The following is a 21755-nucleotide window of genomic DNA, read 5'->3' on the forward strand; positions in this document are numbered from 1 at the left end:
TCATGGCGTCACTTATTCAACATAAGCAACCCTCACCCAGGCAGGCCGTTCGCCGGCGGTCGCGGTTCGATCGCCTGCTCGACACCGAACTGCTCAAGGCCCTCGCCGAACCGACCCGCGCCCGCCTGCTCTCCTGTCTGCTCAAGTGCGGCCGTCCCTGCTCGGTCACCGAGGTCGCCGAGTGCTGCGAGATCGACTTCTCGATGGTCGCCAGGCACCTCTCGCTGATGGCCCGCGCCGGCCTGCTCACCAGCCAGAAAAAGGGCCGCACGGTCTGGTACACCGCCAACGCCAACACCCTCGAACAGCACTTCCGCGACCTCGCCGATGCCCTGGCCAACAGCCAGCCCGACACGAGTTACTGCAACACCGACGGATGCTGTTCTAACGCAAGCAAGTAAGGGCCCGCTTGAACAACACAAACCGACCGCGTGTGATGTTCCTCTGTACCGGCAACGCCTGCAGGAGTCAGATGGCCGAAGGCTGGGCCAGGCACCTGCACGGCGACCGTATCGACGTGTGCAGCGCCGGTATTAACCCGCACGGCCTGAACCCAACCGCGGTCCGCGCGATGAGCGAGGCCGGCGTGGACATCTCCGCCCACACCAGCAAGACCGTCGAGTCTTGCTCGCCCGAAACGCTCGACCTCGTGGTCACGGTCTGCGGCCACGCGCACGAGAACTGCCCCGTGTTCGTCTCGCAGAACCCGCGGACACGCGTCATCCACCACGGCTTCGACGACCCGCCTGTACTCGCCGCCGATGCTTTGAATGAAGACGATGCCATGCGCCACTACAGACGCGTGCGCGATGAAATCCGCTTGTTTATCGAGACACTGCCAGCCCTGCTCGAGCAGCCAGCCGCGAGCATCGAAGGGGTCAACCGATGAGCCACGCTGCCAGTCCGACTCCCTCAGAAGCCGCCTGCGCAATAACCCGTCCCAAACGACTCAGTTTTCTCGACCGCTTTCTGACGCTTTGGATCTTCCTCGCGATGGTGCTCGGCGTGCTCATCGGGAGCTTCTTCCCAAGCGTCACCGAGGCGATCGACCGCGTTTCCGTTGGCACCACCAATATCCCGATCGCTATCGGCCTTGTCCTGATGATGTACCCGCCCCTCGCGAAGGTACGCTACGAAAAACTGCCCGAGGTCTTCCGCGACTGGAAGGTCCTCGTGCTCTCACTGGTACAAAACTGGCTCGTCGGGCCGATGCTGATGTTTGCACTCGCCGTCCTCTTCCTTCATGACCAGCCCGATTACATGGTCGGACTCATCCTGGTTGGCCTTGCCCGCTGCATCGCTATGGTCCTAGTCTGGAACGACCTCGCTCGTGGCAGCAGCGACTACGCAGCGGGATTGGTCGCATTCAACAGCATCTTTCAGGTTCTCTTCTTCGGGGTCTATGCCTGGGTCTTCATCACCTGGCTCCCGCCGCTACTCGGGCTGGAAGGTGCGGCCGTCGATATCTCGATGGGCGAGGTCTTCCAGAGCGTCATGATCTACCTGGGGCTGCCGTTCTTCACAGGCATGCTTACAGGCTTCATCCTCCGGCCGATCAAAGGCGACGCCTGGTACTCAGAAAAGTTCATCCCCACCATCGCACCGATGACGCTGGTTGCCCTCCTCTTTACCATCCTCGTCATGTTCAGCCTCAAGGGCGACCGCATCATCGCCCTGCCGCTCGACATCGTCCGAATCGCCATCCCGCTGGCGATCTACTTCGTGGTCATGTTCCTCGTCAGCTTTCTCATGGCCAAGCGAGTGGGCGCTGACTACCAGCGAGCTGCCACCCTCGCGTTCACGGCTTCAGGCAATAACTTCGAACTGGCGATCGCTGTGGCCATTGCCGTCTTTGGTATCGGCTCGGGCGTCGCCTTCGCCACCGTGGTCGGCCCTCTGGTCGAAGTGCCAGTGCTGATCGGATTGGTCAGCGTGTCGCTCTGGCTTGGACGGCGTCTGTATGGCAACCACAGCCAGCACATCAGCACGCGTTAACAAAAGGACCCCGCCATGAAACAACCCAACAACCCCGACACCCTTCGCGACACCGTCCGCGAGGGCTACGCCCAGATCGCCCGCTCCGGCCAGTGGTCGGGTGTCCGCCCCGCTTCCGCTTCACTCACCATCGCCGAGCAGACAGAGGAAGACGCATGTTGCTCAGGCGGCGGCTGCTGCGGACCCACCACCCTCACCCCCGAGCAGGTCGCCCTCGCCGTCGGTTACGACGACAGCGCCCTCAACGCACTGCCCGAAGGCGCCAACATGGGCCTGTCCTGCGGCAACCCCACCGCGATCGTCTCCCTCAAGCCCGGCGAGATCGTGCTCGACCTCGGCTCAGGCGGCGGCTTCGACTGCTTCATCGCCGGACCCAAAGTCGGCGCCGAAGGCCGAGTCATCGGCATCGACATGACCCCCGAGATGCTCGCCAAGGCCCGCCAGAATATCGACGGCTACCGACAACAGTCAGGCCTCGACAACGTCGAGTTCCGCCTGGGTGAGATCGAACACCTCCCCGTCGCCGACGGCACCGTCGACGTCGTGATCTCCAACTGCGTGATCAACCTCTCACCCGACAAACCTCAGGTCTGGCGAGAGATCGCCCGCGTCCTCAAGCCCGGCGGCCGCGTCGCCGTCTCCGACCTCGCCCTCCTCAAACCACTCCCCCAACCGGTCCGCGAAGACCTCGAAGCCCTGGTCGGCTGCGTCGCCGGAGCCGAACTCGTCGAGGACATCCGCGCCGCCGTACAAGCCGCGGGCCTTACCGACCTCCAACTGACCCCCAAACCCGAGTACATCGAAGCCATGACCAACTGGCAGGACCCCCTCTACCAGAAAGTCGCCGCGTCCCTACCCGAGGGCGCGAAGGTGAGTGATTATGTGGTGAGCCTGGATGTGACGGGCCGGCGAGAGTAAGGACGACGGGCCGACCACGCTCACGCCAGAGCAGGCCACGTGTCAGAACGCGCCTTCGGGCGGGCCGAACCCCGTAGCCATCCGCCACTGAGTGAGTTGACCCAGATGGTACCCCTCGTGGTGCCCCAGCATGTACGCGATCGCGACCCCGTTGGTCGGGAAGAAGTCTCGCCACTCCGGTACGACGAACTCAGCGGCGAGCTCTTTCTCGGTCATCGTCTCGACCAGGCCAGCCAGCGTCCCATGCACGGCCTCAAGCGTCGTGAGCAAGTCAGCCTTGCTCGGGAAGAGCGAGCGATCGCCGCTCACCGGGCCGCCTGGCTGCCCGAGCTCGGACCACGAGGCGGGCACGCCGGCGAAATCCTTCGGATCGCCAAGCAAGCACCCAGCGAGCATTCCGCTGCCGACCGCGAGATGCGCGAGCACCCAGGCCGGGTGTTTCGCGTTGAGGTAGGGCAGCTCTGCAAAGCGCTCGTCGGGTACGTCAGCGACGAGCTTCTTTGCTTCAGACAGAGTATGGGCGTACAAGCCAAGGATCTGGGTCTTCATAACACAACTCCAGGTGGTGTCGTCGTAAAGTCGATAACTAGGGCAAAAGGAAGGATGCTGGCAAGCTAGTTCTGCGTGACATGCCGGCACGCAGAACCTGAGCGTTCGGTCATGGTCGCACGCCGTGCTCCGGGGACGCACCCTTGGCGTCCGTACCATCGACAAACATCGATCGGAAGGGCTCCATGGGCTCGATTTCCTCGATGACATCTACCAGCACGCCGCCGGGCGCCTGAACGATGAAGTGGCGCTGACCGAACACCTCGTCTCGCAGCGGTTGGACGATCTCGAGGCCGTCGCGCTTGGCTTGCTCGAAGGCCGATGATGCGTCATCGATCTCGAAGTTGACCAGCACGCCACGCGCCTCTGCCCCATAGGACGCTGGAATGGTTTCGTGCTCCGCATGCAAGACCGCCAAACAACACGTGGGTCGCTCGGCGTGCACCAGGTGCACATACCAGTCAGATTTGAATGCCGCCTGGAAAGAGAAGTGTTTCATTAACAGGACGACAGACCAGCGACATCGCGTGTCATCAGGACGGGATAGACCAGACGCATCAACGGGGCTCCGTAACAAGGGGAAAAGAAAAGCCACTACAAGATACATACCATCGGTTGGTATGTCAATTCCAGGGCGACCTGCTAGCATCACATGTATGGTGCCAACTACCAACGCCCAACGATCAGACAGAACACGATCGATCCTCCTCACGCAGGCGACGCTGCTCTTCGCTGACCAGGGATGGGCTGAAACCTCGACACAAGCCGTCATCGACGCATGCAACCTCACCAAGGGGGCCCTCTACCACCACTTCTCCGATAAAACCGATCTTTTTCGCGCGGTCTTCGAGCAGGTCAACAAGGATCTGCTTGAGCACATCATCCGTGAGGCTCATCAACACGCCGACCCCACCGAGGCACTCGTTGCCGGATGCCGTGCCTACCTGGCGGCCGCAGCCGAACCAGCGGTGGCCAGGATCTATCTTCTTGACGGCCCCGCAGTACTCGGCTGGGCTCGCTGGCGTGAGATCGACGCGCGGTTCTGCCTCGGATCACTCCGTGAAGGGGTCGCTGCTGCACTCGGCCACAGCGACGAACCACTCACCCTCGCGCTCTCCGGTGCCATGAATGAACTAGCTCTCGCCTGTGCCGAGGGCCAGGTAAGCACAGCCAACGCGCAACACGCCATTGAGTCGCTGGTACGTGCAAGCATCGCGGCACTCAAATAAAACCCCGGCTTCGTAATCCCTCGATCGCCACCTGCAGCACCAGCTGCGCGGCACGCGGTAGCTCCCGGAGCATCGCCTCCGACCTCGTCGGCAACACCCCCCGATAGACGAGCCGCCAGGGCCCCTTGTTCCTGGAGGTGAACTTCCGCAGGTTGTGTGTCGACGAGTTGTGCTCGGCCAGCCGCCGCTCAAGATCATCGGCCTGCCCGATGTAACACTTCCCGGTGGCCTGACTCTCGTGCACGTAGACGAAGAAACCGTCCGCCATGAACTCCCCCGGCTGGACTCGAACCAGCAACCTAGCGGTTAACAGCCGCTCGCTCTACCAATTGAGCTACAGGGGATCTGAGTCACGTAAGGGTACCCACGGCACCTGCCCCGTCAAGCCTGCAAATCACCGCCATGTGGATACCCAGCGGATTACAACGCCTGTCGCGATCAGGCATGCTGGGGCACATTCGGGTCAGCGGGCAGGCGGCAGGCCCGCCAGGCCAGCCAGCTCAACCCGATCAGCCCGATCAAGGCCGAAGCGACCGCCTGCACCAGCATCTCTGTCGAGGTCGTGCCCGCGTCCCAGGCCGCCAGCTGACTCCCCAGATACACAACCAACGCCACCCGGGGCAGCATCCCGACCGCGGTGCCGATCAGAAAAGGCACCAGCCGAAGGCTCAGCATCGCCGCGAGCACGTTCGCAAACGCAAAGGGCACCTGAGGCGGCAGCCTGGCCAGCGTGAACACCAGGATCGCCCGGCCGGTCTCCGCATCGATCAGGTTCGCAGCCAGCCGCTGACCCGTCGGATGCCGGTCGATCCAGCCCCGAAGCTGCCGATTAGAGAGACGCCCGGCCAGCGCATACCCAAGACCCGAAGCCGCCAGAACCGCCACCATCGCCGCAGGCAGGCCGAGCGCAAGCCCGTAGACATATCCCGCCGCAAGACTCACCGCATGCGTCGGCAAAATCGCTACCCCCGCCAGCAGAGCCGCCGCCAGCACGAACAAGGGCATCGTCCAGCCGGCCTGCTCGTGCAGCACATCCGCAGCACCCCGGATAGGTCCCGCCAGACCCAGAGCTCCCAACGCGGGCAGGAGCACAGCCACCCCCAGCAGGCCGATCGTCGGCAGCCACGCACGCCAGCCACGGGTCGGCGTGTCGAGGGTCTCAACAGTGGTTGTGGGCTGCTGCGTCACTCCGGATGGTAGCGCCCCAGCCGGAGTCAGGGGCCGATCCGCTTGACCAGCATCACCTCGGTGTGATGCGTCCCCGAGGAGTAGTCCAGGATGCGTTTGCCAAAAGTCTTCTCGACGGGCAGATCGCCAAACCGTGCCTCGATCGCCGCCAGCTCGCCGTCACCAATGATCAGCAGCCCGGCCTCGTCCGGGGCCGTCCTCGCAAACGCCCCGCGTCCCAGAGCCCAATCGGCCACATCCGCCCGATGCAGGTGCACGATCGGGTGCCCGCTCGGCCGGTCCATGTAGAAGAACAGGCTGGGCTCGTCGTAATCCCGCATGAAAAGGGGGGTAGTCGGCTCGGCCTGCTCACGAAACGCCGCGGCCAGATCCGCCGAAGGCTTGAGCTCGTCCTCCACGCCCGGCAGCACCAGGAAAACCATCGCGATGACGATCGCAGGGACGAGGCAAACCAGCCCCTTCGCAGCGGTCAGGTAACGACCCGCCAAATGATGATTCGCCACCCACGCCGTCGCCGCCACCAGCACCAGCACCACCGGAATCTCGCCAAGGAAAAGCGACGGCTGCGCAAGCACAAACGGGGCCGCCAGAGCACCAAGAATCCCAACGATCGCCACCGGCAGCGCCAGCCAGACACCGATGGTCATCCAGAATCGATCGCGCCCGTGGGCTTCTCCCCGATGGTGCAGAGCAATCGTCGCCGCCGAGGCGATCGCCAGCGCCGGGATGATCGGCATCAGGTAATGCGGCAGCTTCGTGCTCGCCAGACTCAGAAACACAAACCACGGCAGGATCCAGGCCCACAGCACCGCCCGGTCGCGGCCCGTCCCCAGCCGCCGGCCAAGCATTGCGCTCCACGCCCCCTGCAGATACAGAATCCAGGGAAAGAACACGATCACGATCAGCGGCAGATAGAGCGGCAACTGCACGACATACTCCAGCGTGCTCCCGCTGCCGTGCTCAAGACCCGACGTCACCCGCTGCACCACGTGCTGCTCGAAACCGATCGCCCAGAGCTGACCACCGGTCGCGCGATCCACCGGGATCGCCCAGGCGATCAGCGGCACAAACGAAAACAACGCCAGCAACACAAAACCGATCCACCACCGGGCAGACAGCCGAAGCTCGCGCCGCAGCAGCCAACCCGCCACGAGAATCGTCACCACCGGGATCGGCCAGACCAGCGGGCCCTTCAGCAGCACGGTCGAGCACAACCCGACGGCCATCACCGGCCAGTGCCACCACGCCTGCTTCCGGTAGATCGCATCGATGAAGGCATAAATCGTCAGCGTCGTGAAAAACACCAGCGCCGCATCGATGATCGACGCCGAGCCGACATAGATCGCCAGCATGCTCGTCCCAAAAATCGCCATCGCCCCGATGCCGACCTGCGGCCCGAACATCCGCCGCCCGCACAACCAGGTCATCAGCGCCGCCCCGACCATGCTCAGAACCGACACCATCCGCGCCGCCAGCTCCGTCGGACCCATCAGCCCGACAAACGGCGCCATCATCCAGTAGATCATCGGCGGCTTACGCAGCCGAGGCTCGTCGTTGAGAGACGGCACCAGCCAGTCACCGGTTTCCCACATCTCAACAGCCGCGCGGGCATAACGCGGCTCGTCGCGATCCCATAGGTCCGTCCCCGCTGCCATGGCGACATAAGCCACCAGCAAACCCAACGCGATCAGCACCACGTACCGCCACTCATACCTGGCCCAGCGGTCGGCCTTCGTCGCAGCCATCGGTTCATGTTCGGTCATAGCGATCCGGCCCGTGAGACCGGTTCCTCCTGCGTCCGTATCTGCTGCCAGCGACTCTTCATCCACCGCACCCCAATCAGATCGATCAGACCCGGTAGCGCCCGGTTCCAGACACCGAACTTCGCCTTGCCGGCCACCCGCGGCCGATGGTTCACCGGCACCTGAATCACAGCGTAGCCCATCATCCGAGCCACATACGCCGTGAACCGCTGCATCCCACGCATCTCAAACGGCAGCGCCAACGCCATCTCCCGCCTCATCACCCGAATGGCACAGGCAGAGTCCCGGATGTCGTCGCCCAGGATCGCCCGCCGAAACCCACGCCCGACAGCGCTCGACACCCGCCTGACAAACGTATCCCGACGATTGGCCGACCGATCACCCTGCACCAGATCGATGTCCTGCTCGCGCAAAGCATGGACCATCACCGGCAGGTCGTTCGGGTCGTTCTGACGATCAGCATCAATGATGGCAATCAGCTCGCCACGTGCTTTGAGGATGCCCGCCCGGTACCCCGCCGCCGGCCCGAGCCCCCGGCCAGCCGGCGTCACGAGACGGTGAACCGACAACCAGTCACACCCAGCAGCCATCCGCTGCCGAACGCGTTCGACGGTCGCATCGGTCGACCCGTCATCGATCAGGATCAACTCGAAACGCAGACCCGTCGGCCGCAGCGCCGCCGCCACCTCATCCACCAGACCATCAACGTTGTCCTGCTCGTTGTGAGCCGGAGCCACAATACTCAGGTCGATCGCCGCGTCAGGGTCCTGCATGAACGCAGCGTACCGGACACAAGCCTCCCGCGGCGGCCCGAACCTCAAGCCGGCACATCAATCAAACGTACGCCGGTTCTTCCGCACCACGCCATCCTCCGTGATCTCAACATCACGCAGCTGCCCGTTCACGCGGATTTCGAACCAGTAATAGCCGTCCCCGGCGTCAGACCCGTGCTCAATGACCCGGCCCTCCGGGAAAAGCTCGGCCAACCTCTTGGCCACCACCTCGGGCGTCGACGCCGGCAGCCCCCGAAGACGCGCTGCCGCATCCGCGGTCTCCACATCAGTCCCTGCCGGCTGCTGGGCCACCCCACTCGCGGTCAAGGCCGCCACCTGATGCTCCAGCTGGGACACCCTGGCCTCCAGCCCACGCAAACGGTTCTCCAACGCATCCGAGCCGTGATCCTGAGCGGACAGAGAAGCCAACGGCAAAACAGTGGCCAGCAGAACGAAAGCGACCAGACTCAGCAGCAGCGTAGGGCGATGTATCACATTCATACGAGGGCTCTCAATAATCAGGTCTTGGCAAAGGTGTCTCGGATCAGACTGTGCGCCTGTCAAGGACCCCGAATAGTCGCCTCTCACCAGAATGCTCGCAGCCGCTATTCGCACAGCTGGCACAGAGACGACCTTTATTCCTATTTCCTCACTAAGCCGGAGGCCAGAGCTATTCGCGCTCCACCTGGTCGAGCCGGTACGAGAAAGTGCCAGCGTCGATTTCAAGCCGATAACGGCCGGCCTCGGGGAGATACCCGACGATGTTCTCGCCATTGACCTCGCCCTGACCCCTCAGCGGGAACCCCCGGCCATCCTGGTCGTTATCACCCACATTGCGTTCCCAAGAGCCATTGGCAGCAAACTTGAAAGCGATCGGCGTCGGACCACTCACGACCAGCTCCGCCGACCATGTGTCACCCCCACCCAGACGCTCCATCTCAAGGGCGGTCAGATCCCATTCGTTGAAATCACCCGGTATGGAGATGCTACGAATGCCCTCATCTGCGGCGGGTACAGGCACTTCCACGATCGGCTGAATCGATCGATAGATCCCGAACCCGTTGGCGACCGCAAACAGAAGAACGGTCAGCATCACAACAGGGCCCCAAGGTTTTGTGCGAGTACCCGGCTGTTTCGTCAGCAAGGCATCCATCGAGAGCCTGCCGCCGCCAAGTGCCAGGAAGCAGACAAAGAGCCAGAACAGCAACTGAGCTACGTGGATCCCGCCAAGGATTGGGATCTGGTCCTGATACCCAAACGCCGCCACGGCCATCGTGAACCCCAGCAGCAGGGCCATTGGCCTGGTCAACAACCCAACAGTCAGCAGCAGTCCACCCACGGCTTCGGTGTAACAGGCCACCCAGGCAAAAAAGCCCGGCAGCGGGAAGCCAACCTCACTCACTTGATCCACCATCCAATCAGGTACCGGCAGCTTGTCAAAACCCGCCATACCAATGGTGATGCCTGCGTAGAGACGTGCCCCGAGTAGACACAGGTCTCCGAGAAAACCGGGTTGAGAAGGTGGGGCCCAAAGCAAATGACTGATGAGCGGGGTTGCTGAAGTCGCCATGGTTGTACTCCGGCGTAAAGAAGAAGCCTAATAAGACCAAAAAGATCGATTATTAGATCGGTGAACCGTCGTGAAATCGAGCCACGAATCAGCAGATATTTCTGTCAGAAATATGAGCTTAACTGAAACAAAATCTTCGAGGAAATCTCTGGCCCGAGGCTTGCATGCCCCGATCCATACGTTAATATTCTGTCAGAGCGAGAGTTTTACATCGTCGCTCGTCAATTCTGCCCCCGGAAGGGCTCGGCTTGGCTTCATGCCTTGCCGGGCCTTTTTTTTTAGTTAAACCCGACGGCGTGAACCCATCACAGACAGTACTAGACGGTTCAACTCTTTCTCACTTCGGATGTATCAAACGACGCCCCGGGTCAGACCAGCCCCCCGCCCGGCCTTCACGGGCGATAGATCGCCGTACAGTTCGGTGCCTCTCCCACACACACCGACGCCAGCGACACACCCTCCGGCAGCGAGGCCATCACCTCCCTGGAAATCCACCACGCCACCCGCTCCGCCGTCGGATTGATCTCCCCCGCCGCAAACGGTGCCACGTCGTTGAGATGCCGGTTCTGCCACGGCTGAAGCACGCCAGACAGAATCGCCTCCAGATCGTGAAAGTCCATCACCGCCTGCATCCGATCCAGCTCACCCGCCGACACCGTGACCACCGTCTCCCAGTTGTGCCCGTGGATAGGCTCGGTCTCGCCATTCGCCAGCCGCAACGCATGCGACGCCGCAAACACCGTTCGCACCGAGATCTCGTAGCTGCCGCCTTCGTCCATGCCAGCACTCCAATCTTAATCAGACGCAAAAGCACCGAACGATCGATGCAGGCCCAGCTCCAGCGTCCACATCGTGACGCGCTACACTGTCAGACTATGACCGAATCCGACCAAAAGGAAGCCGCCAGGCCAACCGACCCCATCATCGGCATCGACCTCGGAACCAGTAACTCACTGGTCGCCTGGTGCGATGAAGCCGGCCCCCGCGTCCTCGCCACCGAGGCACGAGGACCCGTCGTCCCTAGCGTCGTCCGCTTCGATGACCAGGGCCAGGTCGCCGCCGTCGGCCAGGAGGCCCGAGCCCACGCCGTCGAGTTCCCCGAGCAGACCGTCGCCTCCATCAAACGGCTCATGGGCCGCGGCTTCGACGACATCCAGCACGAGCAGAACAACCTTAGCTACCCCGTCGCGCCCGCCGAACACGGGATGATCGCCGTCGAGCAGGGACCACGACACCTCAGCCCGCAGGAAATCTCTGCCATCATCCTCCGCGAACTCAAAGCCATCGCCGAGGCCGACCTCGGCCAGCCAGTCCGCCGGGCCGTTGTCACCGTCCCCGCCTACTTCGACGACGCCCAACGCCAGGCCACCAGAGACGCCGGCCGCATCGCCGGACTCGAAGTCGTCCGCATCCTCAACGAACCCACCGCCGCCGCCCTGGCCTACAACATCGGCGTCGGCCAGCAACCCACCGACGACCAACCCGAACTCGCCAGCCGAAACCCGTCCGGCACCGTCTCGCTCAGCACCAAAATCAACCCTGAGGCCTGCAGTTCAGAGCCTTCGGACACACAAACACACACTAACGCCAAACCCGCCTCCGAAACCGTCGTCGTCTACGACTTCGGCGGCGGAACGTTCGACGTCTCCATCCTCCGCATCCAGCAAACCCCCAACGGCATGGTCGATCAGGTCCTAGCCACCGCCGGCGACACCCACCTCGGCGGCGACGACATCGACCACGCCCTCATCGAAACCATCCAGGCAGACATCACCGAACGCTTCGGCGTCAACGGCTTCCCACCCGCCACCCGACAGGCCTTCAAGAAGTTCGCAGAAGCCGCCAAGATACGACTCTCCTCCGAACACCAGGCCTCCTTCGAGATCGACCTCGGTGACAACCGCCAGTACGACAAAACCATCACCCGCGCCGAGTTCGAATCGCTCATCGAACCCCTCATCAAACGCACGCTCGATGCCTGCCACGAAGCGCTCGCCGCCGCCAAACTCACCCGCGATCAGATCGATCGCGTCATCCTCGTCGGCGGGTCCACCCGCATCCCCCTCGTCCGCCAACAGGTCGCCGACGCCTTCGGCAAAGAGCCCTACACCGCCCTCGATCCCGATCGCGTCGTCGCCCTCGGAGCCTCCGTCCAGGCCGCCATCCTCGCCGGTCTCCGCCGAGACGCCCTCCTGCTCGACGTCGTCCCGCTCTCACTCGGCATCGAAACCATGGGCGGCGCCGTCTCCAAACTCATCGTCGCCAACACCACCATCCCCGCCCGTGCCACCGAGTTCTTCTCCACCTACGCCGACAACCAGACCGCCGTCCAGATCAACGTCTACCAGGGCGAACGCGAGCTCGTACAGGACTGTCGGCTCCTCGGCCGCTTCGAACTCCGCGGCATCCCCGCCATGCCCGCCGGCCTGCCCAAGGTCGAGGTCACATTTCTCGTCGACGCCAACGGCATCCTCTCGGTCGAAGCCGTCGAAAAACGCTCCGAACGCCGAGCCTCCATCCAGATCGTCCCCAACCACGGACTCACCCGCGAACAGGTCCTCACGATGGAAGCCGAAGCCCTCGGCCACGCCGTCGAAGACATGACCGCCCACCGACTCATCGACCTCCGCAACCAGGCCCGGCTCGACCTCCGCGCGATCGGCAAACAACTGGAGAAAGCCGGCGACCAGCTCTCCGAAGAAGAGCAGGCCACGATGAAAGCCAACATGGCCGCCGTCCAGCGCTTCGTCGACGACCCCAACCCCGACGCCGACGCCTTCGCCCAGGCACTCGACAAGATGGACAAGGCCTCCATCCCACTCGCCGAAAAAGCCATCGCCGTCACCCTCCGCCAGGACGCCCCGGGTGCTTGAACGCATCACCCACGACAACCAGGTCGTCACCTACCAGTCGCCGCTGCTCCGATCGGCCGGAGCCGTCCACGCCTTCACCACGCGCCTTGGCGGGGTCTCTAAGGGCAGCTACGCCTCCCTCAACCTCGGTCCGCTACGCAAAGGCGAAGGCGACCCCAACATGCACGTCGCCGAGAACTACCGCCGTCTCCGCAAAGCACTCCACATCGAGCGACGCATGCGCCTCGAAGCCCGCCAGGTCCACGGCAGCAACGTCCACCTCGACAACGACGACCGCGTCCCCGTGCCCGATCAGGCCCCGCAGGCCGACGCCCTCATCACCCGCGACCCCCGCAAGATCATCGTCATCCGCACCGCCGACTGTGTCCCCATCCTCATCACCACACCGGACGCCAGCCTCGTCGCCGGCATCCACGCCGGCTGGCGCGGGTTCGTCGCCGAACCCCAGGGCATCATCCGCGCCTGTGTCACTCGATTCCTCGAACAAACCGACACCTCCGCCAGCAGCCTCCTCGCCGCCATCGGCCCCTGCATCAGCCTCCTGCACTTCGAAGTCGGCACCGAAGTCGCCGAAGCCTTCAAGGCCCACGGCTACGACAGATTCATCAGCACAGACCACGGCCCCAAGCCCCACATCGACCTCCCCGCCGCAGCCCACGCCACCCTCCTCGACGCCGGACTCCAACCCGACCACATCGACACCACCGACCGCTGCACCTTCGAACACGAAACCGAGTTCTTCTCCTACCGAAGAGACCGCGGCCTCAACGGACAGATGGCCTCCGTCATCGGCTGCGCTTAATCAGCCCAGTTCGGCGCACGCCCACCGAGCACCACATCCTTGTAGGTCGCGCACGTCAGCTTAAGCCCGAGCCAGTCACCCAACGTCGCCAGGTCCCGGTCGAGGTCCGCCGCCAACTCGGCCTCCGTCTCCGCGCTCAGCTCCGGACGCCGCTTCATCTGCCACAACGACTTGATCCGATCCCGTACACCCTGCGGTACCAGATGCCGCCTCAGCCACGCCAGCACCGGCTGATCCGTCAACGCATCCCGCCACGCCGACACCCGCAGCCGCTCAGCCGAAACATTCTGCTCACCCAGATCCGTCCGCCACCGCACCTCCCCGCCATACCCCAGAAAACGCGCCACCCGCGTCAGCTCCTCCTGCGGATCGCGATGCATCCGCTCCAGAAACACCGGCAGCACCCGATCCGTGCCATACGCCTCAAAGTAAGGCGTCAGCTGCATCGCATAACGGCTGTAATCCACGATCCTCGGCAGCCGCCTCACCGCCACATCGATCGGGTCCGAGGTCGCCCCCTCCGTCCACTCATGGATGTACTGCGACACCAGCCGACTAATCGGATGACGCATCACATACACCAGCCGCACGTCCGGCAGGCGCTCTTTCAGCCGCGCGACCGTCGCCGGGTAGGTCGGCAGCTTCGTGTAATGCGTGCTCGATTCCCCCACCAGCGCGTCCGCCCCCGCGCCCGCAAACAAACCTCGATACCAGTCAAAACCCCGCTCGTAGTTCGTGTCATCGCTGAAGAAGTTCGGTTCCTTCGGGTCCGACATGAAAAAGCCCGGCTGTGCCGCCAGCTGCTCGTGCAGCGAACTCGTCCCGCACTTCATCGCGCCAATAATCACAAAGTCAGGCAGTCGACTCATCCGGCCCTCTTCCTCTTCATCTCAAACGGCCTCATCGGCCGCAGCGCACTCGTCCAGATATCCCGCCACTCGCTCGCGCAGGCCACCCGCTCCCGACGCCCAAGCCGCTCCCGCGTCCAGCTCACGCACCGACCGACATGCCACAACACGTTCGCCAGCCATAGCCCCGCCACGCCGTAGTACTTCGCGTAATAACGACTCCGCGCCGCATAGAAATAAGCCGGCCGCCGACGACCCTGCTGCTGCGCCTCCTTCACCGGCGAACTCTGACCGCGAAGGTGCACCACCCGCGCCTCAGGCCAGTAAAGCACCTCGAACCCCGCTCGCCGAACCCGCCGCGCATAGTCGATGTCCTCGAAGTACATGAAAAAGCCCTCGTCCATCGGCCCCACCGCCCCAAGCGCTCGAGCCGAAACCAGCACCGCCGCAAAACTCACCCAACCCGAAGCCTCCGCCGCCTCCGGCAGCCCCGGCGCAATCACATGTCTCGCAAACAACCGGCTCACGAACCCCGTCGCCGCCGCATGAACCAGTTCCGTCACAGGCGTCGGCACCTGGAAGCTGCTGATCTGAGGCGTCCCGTCCCGCCAGGTCAGCCTCGGACCGATCAGCCCTGCACCCGGATGGGCCTCAGCCCCGCGAAGCAGCGCCCGCACCGCCCCCTCACCCACCAGCGTGTCGCTGTTCAACAGCAGGTAGTACTCCGCCTCCCCCGAAAACAGTCCGCCATTGTTCCCCGCCGAGAACCCCCGGTTGTCACCCATCCGATGCACCCGCGCCCAGGCGCCCCAGCCCCGCTCGTCGATCGTCCGCTCGATCGCCTCCGCCGACCCATCCCCCGAATCGTTATCCACCACCACCACCGACAGACCAGGACAACCCGCCACCTCCGACACCAGCGACCCAAGACAATCAACCACCAGATCAGGCGTGCGATAATTCAGCACCACCGCCAGCACCCGAACCCCGACCGATCCCTCCACCTCAACAGACCCCGCCCCCTCACTGGCCGCAGACACAGACGGATCGGAGGAGGCTTCGGCCATAAATCCTTTATCGGCAGATGACCAGCCGCTCTCCCCACCACCCGAGTCAGGCAAACCAGCCCTCAAACACATCCAGAATCCGCGACAGCGACTCATCGTCCATCACGTAAGCCGGCATCGTGTACGCATACCGCCCAAACGGCCTCAGCCACACCCCCCGCGCCGCCGCATAAGCCTGCAACCCCTCCAGATCCTCAACCCGATGCGTCTCCACCACCCCCGTCGCCCCGATCACCCGCGTATCCCGAACCCGCGAGCCGCCAAGCCCCAGCAGTCGCTCCTGCAGCATCTCTTCCATCCGCGCGATCCGCCCCAGATAGTCATCCCGCTCAAACACCTCCAGCCCCGCCAGCGCAATCGCACACGCCGTCGGGTTGCCCATAAACGTCGGCCCATGCATCAACGCGTGTTCCGGATCATCCGAATAAAAAGCCTCGAACACCCCCGGCCGGGTCACCACCGCCGCATGACCCGTGTAACCCGCCGTCAACGCCTTGCCCAGCACCATGATGTCAGGCGTCACACCTGCGTGATCCGCCGCAAAACGCCGACCCGTCCGCCCCAGACCCGTCGCCACCTCATCAAAGATCAACAACACCCCATACCGATCACAAAGCTCACGCGCCCCCTTCAGATAAGCCGGGCTGTAGATGTTGAAACCACCCGCCGCCTGCAAAATCGGCTCGCAGATCATCCCCGCGATCTCCCGATGATGCTCGGACAGCAACGCCTCCAGACCCCCCAGCGCCTCCGCCACCTCCGACGCATCCGCATCAAACCCGCCCCGCGGCTGCGGCGCGAAGTGATGCTGGATCAGAATCGGCGAAAACAGATGGTGCATCGAATCCTCCGGGTCCGACACCGCCATCGCCCCGGTCGTATCCCCGTGATACCCGCCCCGCACCGCGACCATCTTGTGACGCCCGGGACGCCCAAGGTTCCGCTGATACTGCGTCGCCATCTTCAACGCCACCTCCACCCCGACCGACCCCGAATCCGCAAAAAACACATGCCGCAGATCGCCAGGCGTCACCCCCGCCAGCGCCTCTGCCAGCCGCTGAGCCGGCTCATGAACCAGCCCTCCCAGCATCGCGTGCGGCAGGCGATCCAGCTGCGCCTGCGCCGCTGTCAGAATCTCCGGGTGGTCATACCCATGCACCACCGCCCACCACGAAGACACCGCATCAATCAACTCGCTCCCATCCTTCAACCTCAGCGACACCCCCGACGCACTCACCACCTCATAAGGCGGACGCATCCGCTTCATCTGCGCATACGGAAACCACAGGCAAGCCTCCTGCCGAACCCGATCCATCTCCCCGGACGCACGCCCTGCCACCGAAAAATCCATCCCACCATCATGGCCTCTGACAACTAGTTCATCAATCGCAAGCGACCTCTCAAACAACCCTCTGAATCCAACTCATCCAGTCCCCCGCCACCCCAAAACCGACACTTCGCGCACGCGAACCAATCACTTATTTACGTTAAGAATCCGTCAATGCACCCCCGCCAGCAGCGCCCTTCAGTGACCGTCCCAGCCTCTTCGAGCTTCCAAAGTACGTTCTCCTAAAGACATAAAAACCCAAGCGTCCAGAGTGATGCTTGTTCACTCGCCCGCCCCCAAACGCATTTCCAGCAAGTCACCAAGCGCAAACATCCCGCTAACCGCAATCTCACACACGACATCTACCTTCCCGCCCATCAACACGCCGTGCGTGTGATGTGTCAGGCAGCCAAACGCTCTTACTGACAACCGCAACCCGGCCTGCCTGCCGCTGCCAATCGAAGAACGCTTGTCCTAACTCCACGCCGCTAACAGGAGAAACGAGAATGGGCCTAAAAGAGAAGGTCTTCCCCGCCATCGCCGCCCTGGCAATCGCCGGATCGGCCCACGCCCAGGAGGCGCAGGTCGGCTACGCAGCCGTCACCGTCCCCGCCGGCACCGACACCCGCGTATCCATCCCCTTCCAGGAAAACAGCCTCGGTGAGTTCACCATCGCCGCCATCAACGGCGACACGCTCACCGTCAACGATCCCGAAGGGCTTCTCAACACCACCCTCGGCACCAACGCCCAGGGCCGCCCCCTCTACTACGCCCGCTTCGCCGACGGCCCTCTCGCCGGCCGCTGGTTCAACATCGTCAGCCAGTCCGGCACCCAACTCCAGCTGGTCGTCGAGGGCTCCGATGCCTCCGCCGCCACCCTCCTGCAGTCGGCCGGTCTCAACCAGACCATCGCCGTCCTGCCCCACTGGACCATCGAAGCCATCTTCCCCGATGGCGCCGAAGGACTGACCTTCGCCGCCTCGCCCAACCCCTTCCAGCCCACCTTCCGCATCCTGGTCCCCCAGGAAACCGACGGTGTCGGCGTCAACATCCCCGCCCTCACCGGCATCTTCTATCTCAACGGCGACTGGCGCACCCGCACAGGCGGCTTCGCCAACGACTTCGTCCTTGAGCCCCAGGGAACCCTCATCCTCCGCAACCCCGCCCCCCTCAGCACCGGCGAGGCCGATGACCCCCAGACCCTCATCGACGAGTCCTCCGGCAACCTCAGCTTCTTCGGCGTCGGGCAGAGCCTCGGCTTCAACATCGTCGAGAGCATCGCCATCGAGAACGTCCAGAACGACACCATCCTCGGCACCGGCGTCACCGAGCCCACCACGCTCGCCGCCAGCGGACTCAGCCAGGTCGTCGACAACTCCCCCAGCACCCTGAGCCCGGGCGACCAGGTCCTCATCTTCGATGCCCCTGCCGCCGAGTCCGGCTTCGACCCCGCCGCCGCGACCACCGTCATCAAGGTCAACGACAGCTTCGTCACCCTTGCCGGTGACCCCGCCAACGACCTCGTCATCGACCCCGCACAGGTCATCGTCGTCCGCAAGAACCCCGGTGTCCCCGGCGAGGTCACCTGGGAAGTCAACCCGTAAACCAACCTGCGGGCAGCTTCCCAGCCGCCTCACCCAGGTAAGAGAAAGAACCGGAGTTCACCATGAAGAAAACAGCACTGCTACTGACCGCCTTCGCGGGCCTGGCCGTCTCGGCCCCGGCCGCACAGGCCGCCTTCAGCCTCGATATCTCCGCCGGCGTCCTCAAAAACGCCGACGGCTCACTGGCACTCACCGGCGGCTCGCTCGCCATCATCGCCGACCTCGGCACGCCCGGCATCGCCAACCCCACCAGCGATTCCTGGGGCGGCTCAGGCGACGACGTCGTCCTCGATGTCCTCGAAATCGGCTCAGCCTTCGGGATCGATGGCGTCGTCTCTGGCCTCTTCGGCCCCTACGACGCCCCCGCCAATACCGAGCTCTTCTTCGTCTTCTTCGATAACGATTTCGACACCCTGGTCTCCGGCCTCGCACCGGCAACCAGCCTCATCGACGCCGGCCCCGGCGCCGATGTCGACTTCGGCATCATCGATGGCGATTTCATCATCACCAACCCCAACGCCAACGGCTTCCCCGCTCAGGCACTCACCACCGAGGCCTTCGGGGCGCTCGCGCCCGTCGAGCTCTGGGCCAACGACGGCACCACCGCCGCCACCTCCGGCAACACCGGCGACTTCAACGGCGACACCGTCATCGATCAGGTCGACATCGACCTGCTCGTCAGCAACCTCGGCGACCCCGGCTTCGACCTCACCAACGACGGCGTCAGCGACAGCGACGACCTCGAAGAGCTCATCCTCAATGTCATCGGCACCTCGTTTGGCGACGCCAACCTCGACGGCAACGTCGACCTCATCGACCTCTCGGCACTCGCCACCAACTTCAACGGCACGACCGGCTGGGCTGGCGGCAACTTCAACACCGACAGCGTCGTCGACCTGATCGACCTCTCCGTCCTCGCCACCAACTTCGGTGCCTCCAACCCCATCCCCGAGCCCGTCTCCGCCGCCCTGCTGGGCCTCGGCGGGATCGCCATCCTCGGTCGTCGTTCCAAGTAATCCACTGTTACTCAAACATCCAACCCAAAAAAACCCCGGGACGCACCGCACGTCCCAACCAACCCAAAAGGAAGATGAAAGATGAAGTCAACCATGAAGCTAATGTGTGCCGCTCTCGTCGCCGGTCTTGGCGTCGTCGGCACCGCGCAGGCCGCCATCAACACCACCAACGAAGTGATCTTCGGTGACTCCGGCACCGTCGGTCCCTTCACCGATGCCTCGCCCGCCGGCGACGGCCTCTTCCTCATCGCCCAGTCCGGCACCCTCACCGCCGACCAGTGGTACAACCTCCAGGCACGCGTCGTCGTCCTCCCCGGTGCCACCCTCGTCATCGAGCCCGGCGTCGTCTTCGCCTCCGGCAACGCCCCGGGTGGTGAGGCCGGCACCCTCGTCGTCGCCCGCGGCGCACAGATCATCGCCGAAGGCACCGTCGACAACCCCATCATCTTCACCAGCCGTACCGACCTCGCCAACTGGGCCGATGACGCTTCCCATCCCACCGGCAAGAACCCCCGCGAACGTGGTGTCTGGCGTCAGGGTGCCGCCGAATGGGGCAGCCTCGCCGTCCTCGGCAACGCACGCATCTCTGACACCCGTCAGAACCCCTCCAACGGCACCGCCTTCGACGTCTCCAAGGAAGCACCCATCGAAGGCCTGCCCACCCTCGCCGGCGGCGTGAACCTCTACGGCGGCCTCGCCGATAACGACGACTCCGGCGTCCTCAGCTACATCTCGCTCAGCTACGGCGGCGACGACTTCAACCCCGCCAGCAACTCCGAGCTCAACGGCGCATCCTTCGGCGGCGTCGGCCGCGGAACCGATGTCTCGCACATCGAGATCTTCAACAACATCGACGACGGCCTCGAGATCTTCGGCGGCTCCGTCAACGTCAAGAACCTCGCCGTCTGGAACATCGGCGACGACTCGCTCGACATCGACCAGGGCTACCGCGGCAAGCTCCAGTTCGTCTTCATCGTCCAGGGTGCCGCCGGTTCCCTGAACCAGGGCTCCGGCTACGGCGACAACGCCGTCGAAGCCGACGGCGCCGACGGCGACTCGACCGCTCAGCCCGTCACCGCCATCTCCCTCTGGAACGCCACCGTCATCGGCGCCCCCGAAGTCCCCGCCGCCTTCCCCGGCCAGGACCCGGACTCCTCCGACCACCTCGTCGCACTCCGTGACAACGCCAACGTCCAGTTCTGGAACTCCATCTTCATGACCGGCGGCGGCAACGTCATCAACAACGATGGCGACGACGGCGACGGCTCCACCGGTTACGGGGCCGCAGGCAGCCTCAGCTTCTCCGACCGCTGGTCCACCCCCGCCAGCTACTACCTCGATCCCGCCAACGGCTTCGCCAACGCAGGCAGCGCCATTGCCGCCGACTTCGCCGCCGCATACACCGCTCAGGACCCCGCCGCCAACCTCCTCCAGGTCGCCGGCAGCCTCTTCTTCGGCAACGAGTCCGGAGCCTACGGCACCGCCATCGCCGAAGGCGTTGTCCCCGCTGAAACCGTCGGCAGCGAGAACGTCACCCTCGGCAACAAGGTCGTCGGCGACCTGCCCATCGTCGCCATCACCCGGGCGACCGTTCCAGGCGACTTCCCCTTCTACGTGCCCTCCTCCGACTTCGGCGACGGCACCATCGGCAACGTGATGTCCATCGACCCACGGGCCGCCGAAGAAGCCCTCGCCGTCAACCGCGAGCTCGCCTTCCAGCCCCCGGCCGACGGCTTCTACACCACACCGACCAACTTCGTCGGTGCCGTCAGCCCCTCCTCCGACTGGCTCCAGGGCTGGACCGGCATCTCCGCCATCGACAACAACAGCGCCCAGAAGATCCTCGCTAGCCCCGCACGGCTCGACGATCCCTCAGGCGTCGCCCTGCAACTCGCTCCTTCCGTCACCTTCGACACCATGGCCGGCGTCCTCTACGAAGTCGTCGCCGTCGATGCCGACAACAACGAGCGCGTCGTCAGCGCCATCGTCGGTACCGGAGCCCCCGTCACCGTCGCCGACAACGGCCCGCTCGACGCCTCCGCGAAGTACATCGTCCGGATCGCCACCCACTGATCCAGACGATCACATTTTGTTAAACTGCTGACCCCCGAACGGGCTCAGCGACAACCCGAAAATCCGGCGATGACGGGGTCGAAAGACCCTGTCATCGCTTTCTTCCAGAAGGAAGACAAGGACTCTCTGTGACCCACGCCAGACGACCAAAGAAGGGCTA

The 21755-nt window shown here is 64.0% G+C and carries 22 protein-coding genes and 1 tRNA gene; 10 read left to right on the forward strand and 13 right to left on the reverse strand.

The features are described 5' to 3' along the window. The first annotated feature begins 2 nt into the window (after positions 1-2). From ACQZAB_RS05875 to arsM, 4 genes are read left to right on the forward strand one after another with little or no spacing between them, the layout of a single operon-like run. Positions 3-401: an ArsR/SmtB family transcription factor gene (locus tag ACQZAB_RS05875; protein WP_428387934.1), complete on the forward strand. Its 399-nt coding sequence runs from the start codon at positions 3-5 to the stop codon at positions 399-401. 35 nt (positions 402-436) lie between these two features. Continuing rightward, on the forward strand, positions 437-889 hold the full coding sequence (locus tag ACQZAB_RS05880; protein WP_428387936.1) for an arsenate reductase ArsC: 453 nt from the start codon (positions 437-439) through the stop codon (positions 887-889). After that, a complete protein-coding gene (gene arsB, locus ACQZAB_RS05885; protein WP_428387938.1) occupies positions 886-1995 on the forward strand; it encodes an ACR3 family arsenite efflux transporter in 1110 nt (369 codons plus the stop codon). Before ACQZAB_RS05880 ends, arsB begins: the two co-directional genes overlap by 4 nt. 15 nt (positions 1996-2010) lie before the next feature. Continuing rightward, positions 2011-2913, forward strand: coding sequence for an arsenite methyltransferase (arsM, locus tag ACQZAB_RS05890; protein WP_428387939.1), 903 nt, complete (start codon positions 2011-2013; stop codon positions 2911-2913). Between the two features lie 42 nt (positions 2914-2955). Here the strand turns inward: arsM and ACQZAB_RS05895 are convergent, their stop codons facing one another. Beyond that, on the reverse strand, positions 2956-3462 hold the full coding sequence (locus ACQZAB_RS05895; protein WP_428387941.1) for a DinB family protein: 507 nt from the start codon (positions 3460-3462) through the stop codon (positions 2956-2958). 109 nt (positions 3463-3571) lie between these two features. After that, the gene (locus ACQZAB_RS05900) at positions 3572-3961 is read right to left on the reverse strand and encodes a VOC family protein (RefSeq protein ID WP_428387943.1); all 390 of its coding nucleotides are present in this window, start codon (positions 3959-3961) and stop codon (positions 3572-3574) included. Positions 3962-4118: 157 nt separating this feature from the next. Between ACQZAB_RS05900 and ACQZAB_RS05905 the strand changes: the two genes are divergently transcribed. Next, complete coding sequence (locus ACQZAB_RS05905; RefSeq protein WP_428387945.1) at positions 4119-4691, forward strand: TetR/AcrR family transcriptional regulator; 573 nt, start codon at positions 4119-4121, stop codon at positions 4689-4691. On the opposite strand, the gene ACQZAB_RS05910 is transcribed toward ACQZAB_RS05905, so the two are convergent. From ACQZAB_RS05910 to ACQZAB_RS05945, 8 genes are all read right to left on the reverse strand, one after another. Beyond that, positions 4684-4959, reverse strand: a complete 276-nt coding sequence (locus tag ACQZAB_RS05910; protein ID WP_428387947.1) for a GIY-YIG nuclease family protein — start codon at positions 4957-4959, stop codon at positions 4684-4686. The two genes, ACQZAB_RS05905 and ACQZAB_RS05910, sit on opposite strands and share 8 nt — an antisense overlap. 3 nt (positions 4960-4962) lie before the next feature. Then, positions 4963-5035: transfer RNA gene (locus ACQZAB_RS05915), tRNA-Asn, on the reverse strand. Positions 5036-5129: 94 nt separating this feature from the next. Further along, positions 5130-5879, reverse strand: a complete 750-nt coding sequence (locus tag ACQZAB_RS05920) for a TVP38/TMEM64 family protein (protein WP_428387949.1) — start codon at positions 5877-5879, stop codon at positions 5130-5132. Between the two features lie 26 nt (positions 5880-5905). After that, positions 5906-7624 carry an ArnT family glycosyltransferase gene (locus ACQZAB_RS05925; RefSeq protein WP_428387951.1) on the reverse strand — a complete coding sequence of 573 codons (1719 nt, stop codon included), beginning with the start codon at positions 7622-7624 and terminating at the stop codon, positions 5906-5908. Positions 7625-7638: 14 nt separating this feature from the next. Beyond that, on the reverse strand, positions 7639-8415 hold the full coding sequence (locus ACQZAB_RS05930) for a glycosyltransferase family 2 protein (RefSeq protein ID WP_428387952.1): 777 nt from the start codon (positions 8413-8415) through the stop codon (positions 7639-7641). Between the two features lie 57 nt (positions 8416-8472). After that, on the reverse strand, positions 8473-8916 hold the full coding sequence (locus tag ACQZAB_RS05935) for a hypothetical protein (protein ID WP_428387954.1): 444 nt from the start codon (positions 8914-8916) through the stop codon (positions 8473-8475). Positions 8917-9085: 169 nt separating this feature from the next. Next, on the reverse strand, positions 9086-9985 hold the full coding sequence (locus ACQZAB_RS05940; protein WP_428387956.1) for a DoxX family membrane protein: 900 nt from the start codon (positions 9983-9985) through the stop codon (positions 9086-9088). A gap of 392 nt (positions 9986-10377) precedes the next feature. Continuing rightward, complete coding sequence (locus ACQZAB_RS05945) at positions 10378-10764, reverse strand: 6-pyruvoyl trahydropterin synthase family protein (RefSeq protein WP_428387957.1); 387 nt, start codon at positions 10762-10764, stop codon at positions 10378-10380. A 96-nt stretch (positions 10765-10860) separates the two neighbouring features. Here ACQZAB_RS05945 and ACQZAB_RS05950 point away from each other — a divergent pair, with 96 nt between their 5' ends. Then, on the forward strand, positions 10861-12858 hold the full coding sequence (locus tag ACQZAB_RS05950) for an Hsp70 family protein (RefSeq protein WP_428387959.1): 1998 nt from the start codon (positions 10861-10863) through the stop codon (positions 12856-12858). Beyond that, positions 12851-13660 (forward strand): peptidoglycan editing factor PgeF, encoded by an 810-nt coding sequence (gene pgeF / locus ACQZAB_RS05955; protein WP_428387960.1) that lies wholly within the window; start codon positions 12851-12853, stop codon positions 13658-13660. The genes ACQZAB_RS05950 and pgeF overlap by 8 nt, the downstream gene beginning before the upstream one ends. On the opposite strand, the gene ACQZAB_RS05960 is transcribed toward pgeF, so the two are convergent. The 3 genes from ACQZAB_RS05960 to bioA are packed head-to-tail and all read right to left on the reverse strand — an operon-like array spanning position 13657 to position 16926. Continuing rightward, positions 13657-14529 (reverse strand): sulfotransferase family protein, encoded by an 873-nt coding sequence (locus ACQZAB_RS05960; protein ID WP_428387961.1) that lies wholly within the window; start codon positions 14527-14529, stop codon positions 13657-13659. The two genes, pgeF and ACQZAB_RS05960, sit on opposite strands and share 4 nt — an antisense overlap. After that, positions 14526-15575, reverse strand: a complete 1050-nt coding sequence (locus tag ACQZAB_RS05965) for a glycosyltransferase family 2 protein (RefSeq protein ID WP_428387963.1) — start codon at positions 15573-15575, stop codon at positions 14526-14528. The genes ACQZAB_RS05960 and ACQZAB_RS05965 overlap by 4 nt, the downstream gene beginning before the upstream one ends. Positions 15576-15621: 46 nt before the next feature. Beyond that, positions 15622-16926, reverse strand: a complete 1305-nt coding sequence (bioA, locus tag ACQZAB_RS05970; RefSeq protein ID WP_428387965.1) for an adenosylmethionine--8-amino-7-oxononanoate transaminase — start codon at positions 16924-16926, stop codon at positions 15622-15624. Positions 16927-17408: 482 nt separating this feature from the next. Here bioA and ACQZAB_RS05975 point away from each other — a divergent pair, with 482 nt between their 5' ends. The 3 genes from ACQZAB_RS05975 (at position 17409) to ACQZAB_RS05985 (ending at position 21595) form a co-directional block, all read left to right on the forward strand. Beyond that, positions 17409-18506 (forward strand): TIGR02597 family protein, encoded by a 1098-nt coding sequence (locus tag ACQZAB_RS05975; RefSeq protein ID WP_428387967.1) that lies wholly within the window; start codon positions 17409-17411, stop codon positions 18504-18506. 62 nt (positions 18507-18568) lie between these two features. Beyond that, positions 18569-19522 (forward strand): PEP-CTERM sorting domain-containing protein, encoded by a 954-nt coding sequence (locus tag ACQZAB_RS05980; protein WP_428387969.1) that lies wholly within the window; start codon positions 18569-18571, stop codon positions 19520-19522. Between the two features lie 81 nt (positions 19523-19603). Next, positions 19604-21595 carry a hypothetical protein gene (locus ACQZAB_RS05985; RefSeq protein ID WP_428387970.1) on the forward strand — a complete coding sequence of 664 codons (1992 nt, stop codon included), beginning with the start codon at positions 19604-19606 and terminating at the stop codon, positions 21593-21595. Positions 21596-21755 lie beyond the last annotated feature (160 nt).

The sequence above is a fragment of the Mucisphaera sp. genome, assembly GCF_965279675.1.
Taxonomy (GTDB): Bacteria; Planctomycetota; Phycisphaerae; order Phycisphaerales; family Phycisphaeraceae; genus Mucisphaera.

Bases quoted from the DNA above. Each gene is read 5' to 3' on its own strand.
- arsM (WP_428387939.1), top strand. From the start codon at position 2,011: ATGAAACAACCCAACAACCCCGACACCCTTCGCGACACCGTCCGCGAG.
- ACQZAB_RS05875 (WP_428387934.1), top strand. From the start codon at position 3: ATGGCGTCACTTATTCAACATAAGCAACCCTCACCCAGGCAGGCCGTT.
- arsB (WP_428387938.1), top strand. From the start codon at position 886: ATGAGCCACGCTGCCAGTCCGACTCCCTCAGAAGCCGCCTGCGCAATA.
- ACQZAB_RS05965 (WP_428387963.1), bottom strand. From the start codon at position 15,575: ATGGCCGAAGCCTCCTCCGATCCGTCTGTGTCTGCGGCCAGTGAGGGG.
- ACQZAB_RS05900 (WP_428387943.1), bottom strand. From the start codon at position 3,961: ATGAAACACTTCTCTTTCCAGGCGGCATTCAAATCTGACTGGTATGTG.
- ACQZAB_RS05935 (WP_428387954.1), bottom strand. From the start codon at position 8,916: ATGAATGTGATACATCGCCCTACGCTGCTGCTGAGTCTGGTCGCTTTC.
- ACQZAB_RS05895 (WP_428387941.1), bottom strand. From the start codon at position 3,462: ATGAAGACCCAGATCCTTGGCTTGTACGCCCATACTCTGTCTGAAGCA.
- ACQZAB_RS05950 (WP_428387959.1), top strand. From the start codon at position 10,861: ATGACCGAATCCGACCAAAAGGAAGCCGCCAGGCCAACCGACCCCATC.
- ACQZAB_RS05980 (WP_428387969.1), top strand. From the start codon at position 18,569: ATGAAGAAAACAGCACTGCTACTGACCGCCTTCGCGGGCCTGGCCGTC.
- ACQZAB_RS05960 (WP_428387961.1), bottom strand. From the start codon at position 14,529: ATGAGTCGACTGCCTGACTTTGTGATTATTGGCGCGATGAAGTGCGGG.
- ACQZAB_RS05985 (WP_428387970.1), top strand. From the start codon at position 19,604: ATGAAGTCAACCATGAAGCTAATGTGTGCCGCTCTCGTCGCCGGTCTT.
- ACQZAB_RS05945 (WP_428387957.1), bottom strand. From the start codon at position 10,764: ATGGACGAAGGCGGCAGCTACGAGATCTCGGTGCGAACGGTGTTTGCG.
- ACQZAB_RS05880 (WP_428387936.1), top strand. From the start codon at position 437: ATGTTCCTCTGTACCGGCAACGCCTGCAGGAGTCAGATGGCCGAAGGC.
- bioA (WP_428387965.1), bottom strand. From the start codon at position 16,926: ATGGATTTTTCGGTGGCAGGGCGTGCGTCCGGGGAGATGGATCGGGTT.
- ACQZAB_RS05905 (WP_428387945.1), top strand. From the start codon at position 4,119: ATGGTGCCAACTACCAACGCCCAACGATCAGACAGAACACGATCGATC.
- ACQZAB_RS05975 (WP_428387967.1), top strand. From the start codon at position 17,409: ATGGGCCTAAAAGAGAAGGTCTTCCCCGCCATCGCCGCCCTGGCAATC.
- ACQZAB_RS05940 (WP_428387956.1), bottom strand. From the start codon at position 9,985: ATGGCGACTTCAGCAACCCCGCTCATCAGTCATTTGCTTTGGGCCCCA.
- ACQZAB_RS05925 (WP_428387951.1), bottom strand. From the start codon at position 7,624: ATGGCTGCGACGAAGGCCGACCGCTGGGCCAGGTATGAGTGGCGGTAC.
- ACQZAB_RS05910 (WP_428387947.1), bottom strand. From the start codon at position 4,959: ATGGCGGACGGTTTCTTCGTCTACGTGCACGAGAGTCAGGCCACCGGG.
- ACQZAB_RS05930 (WP_428387952.1), bottom strand. From the start codon at position 8,415: ATGCAGGACCCTGACGCGGCGATCGACCTGAGTATTGTGGCTCCGGCT.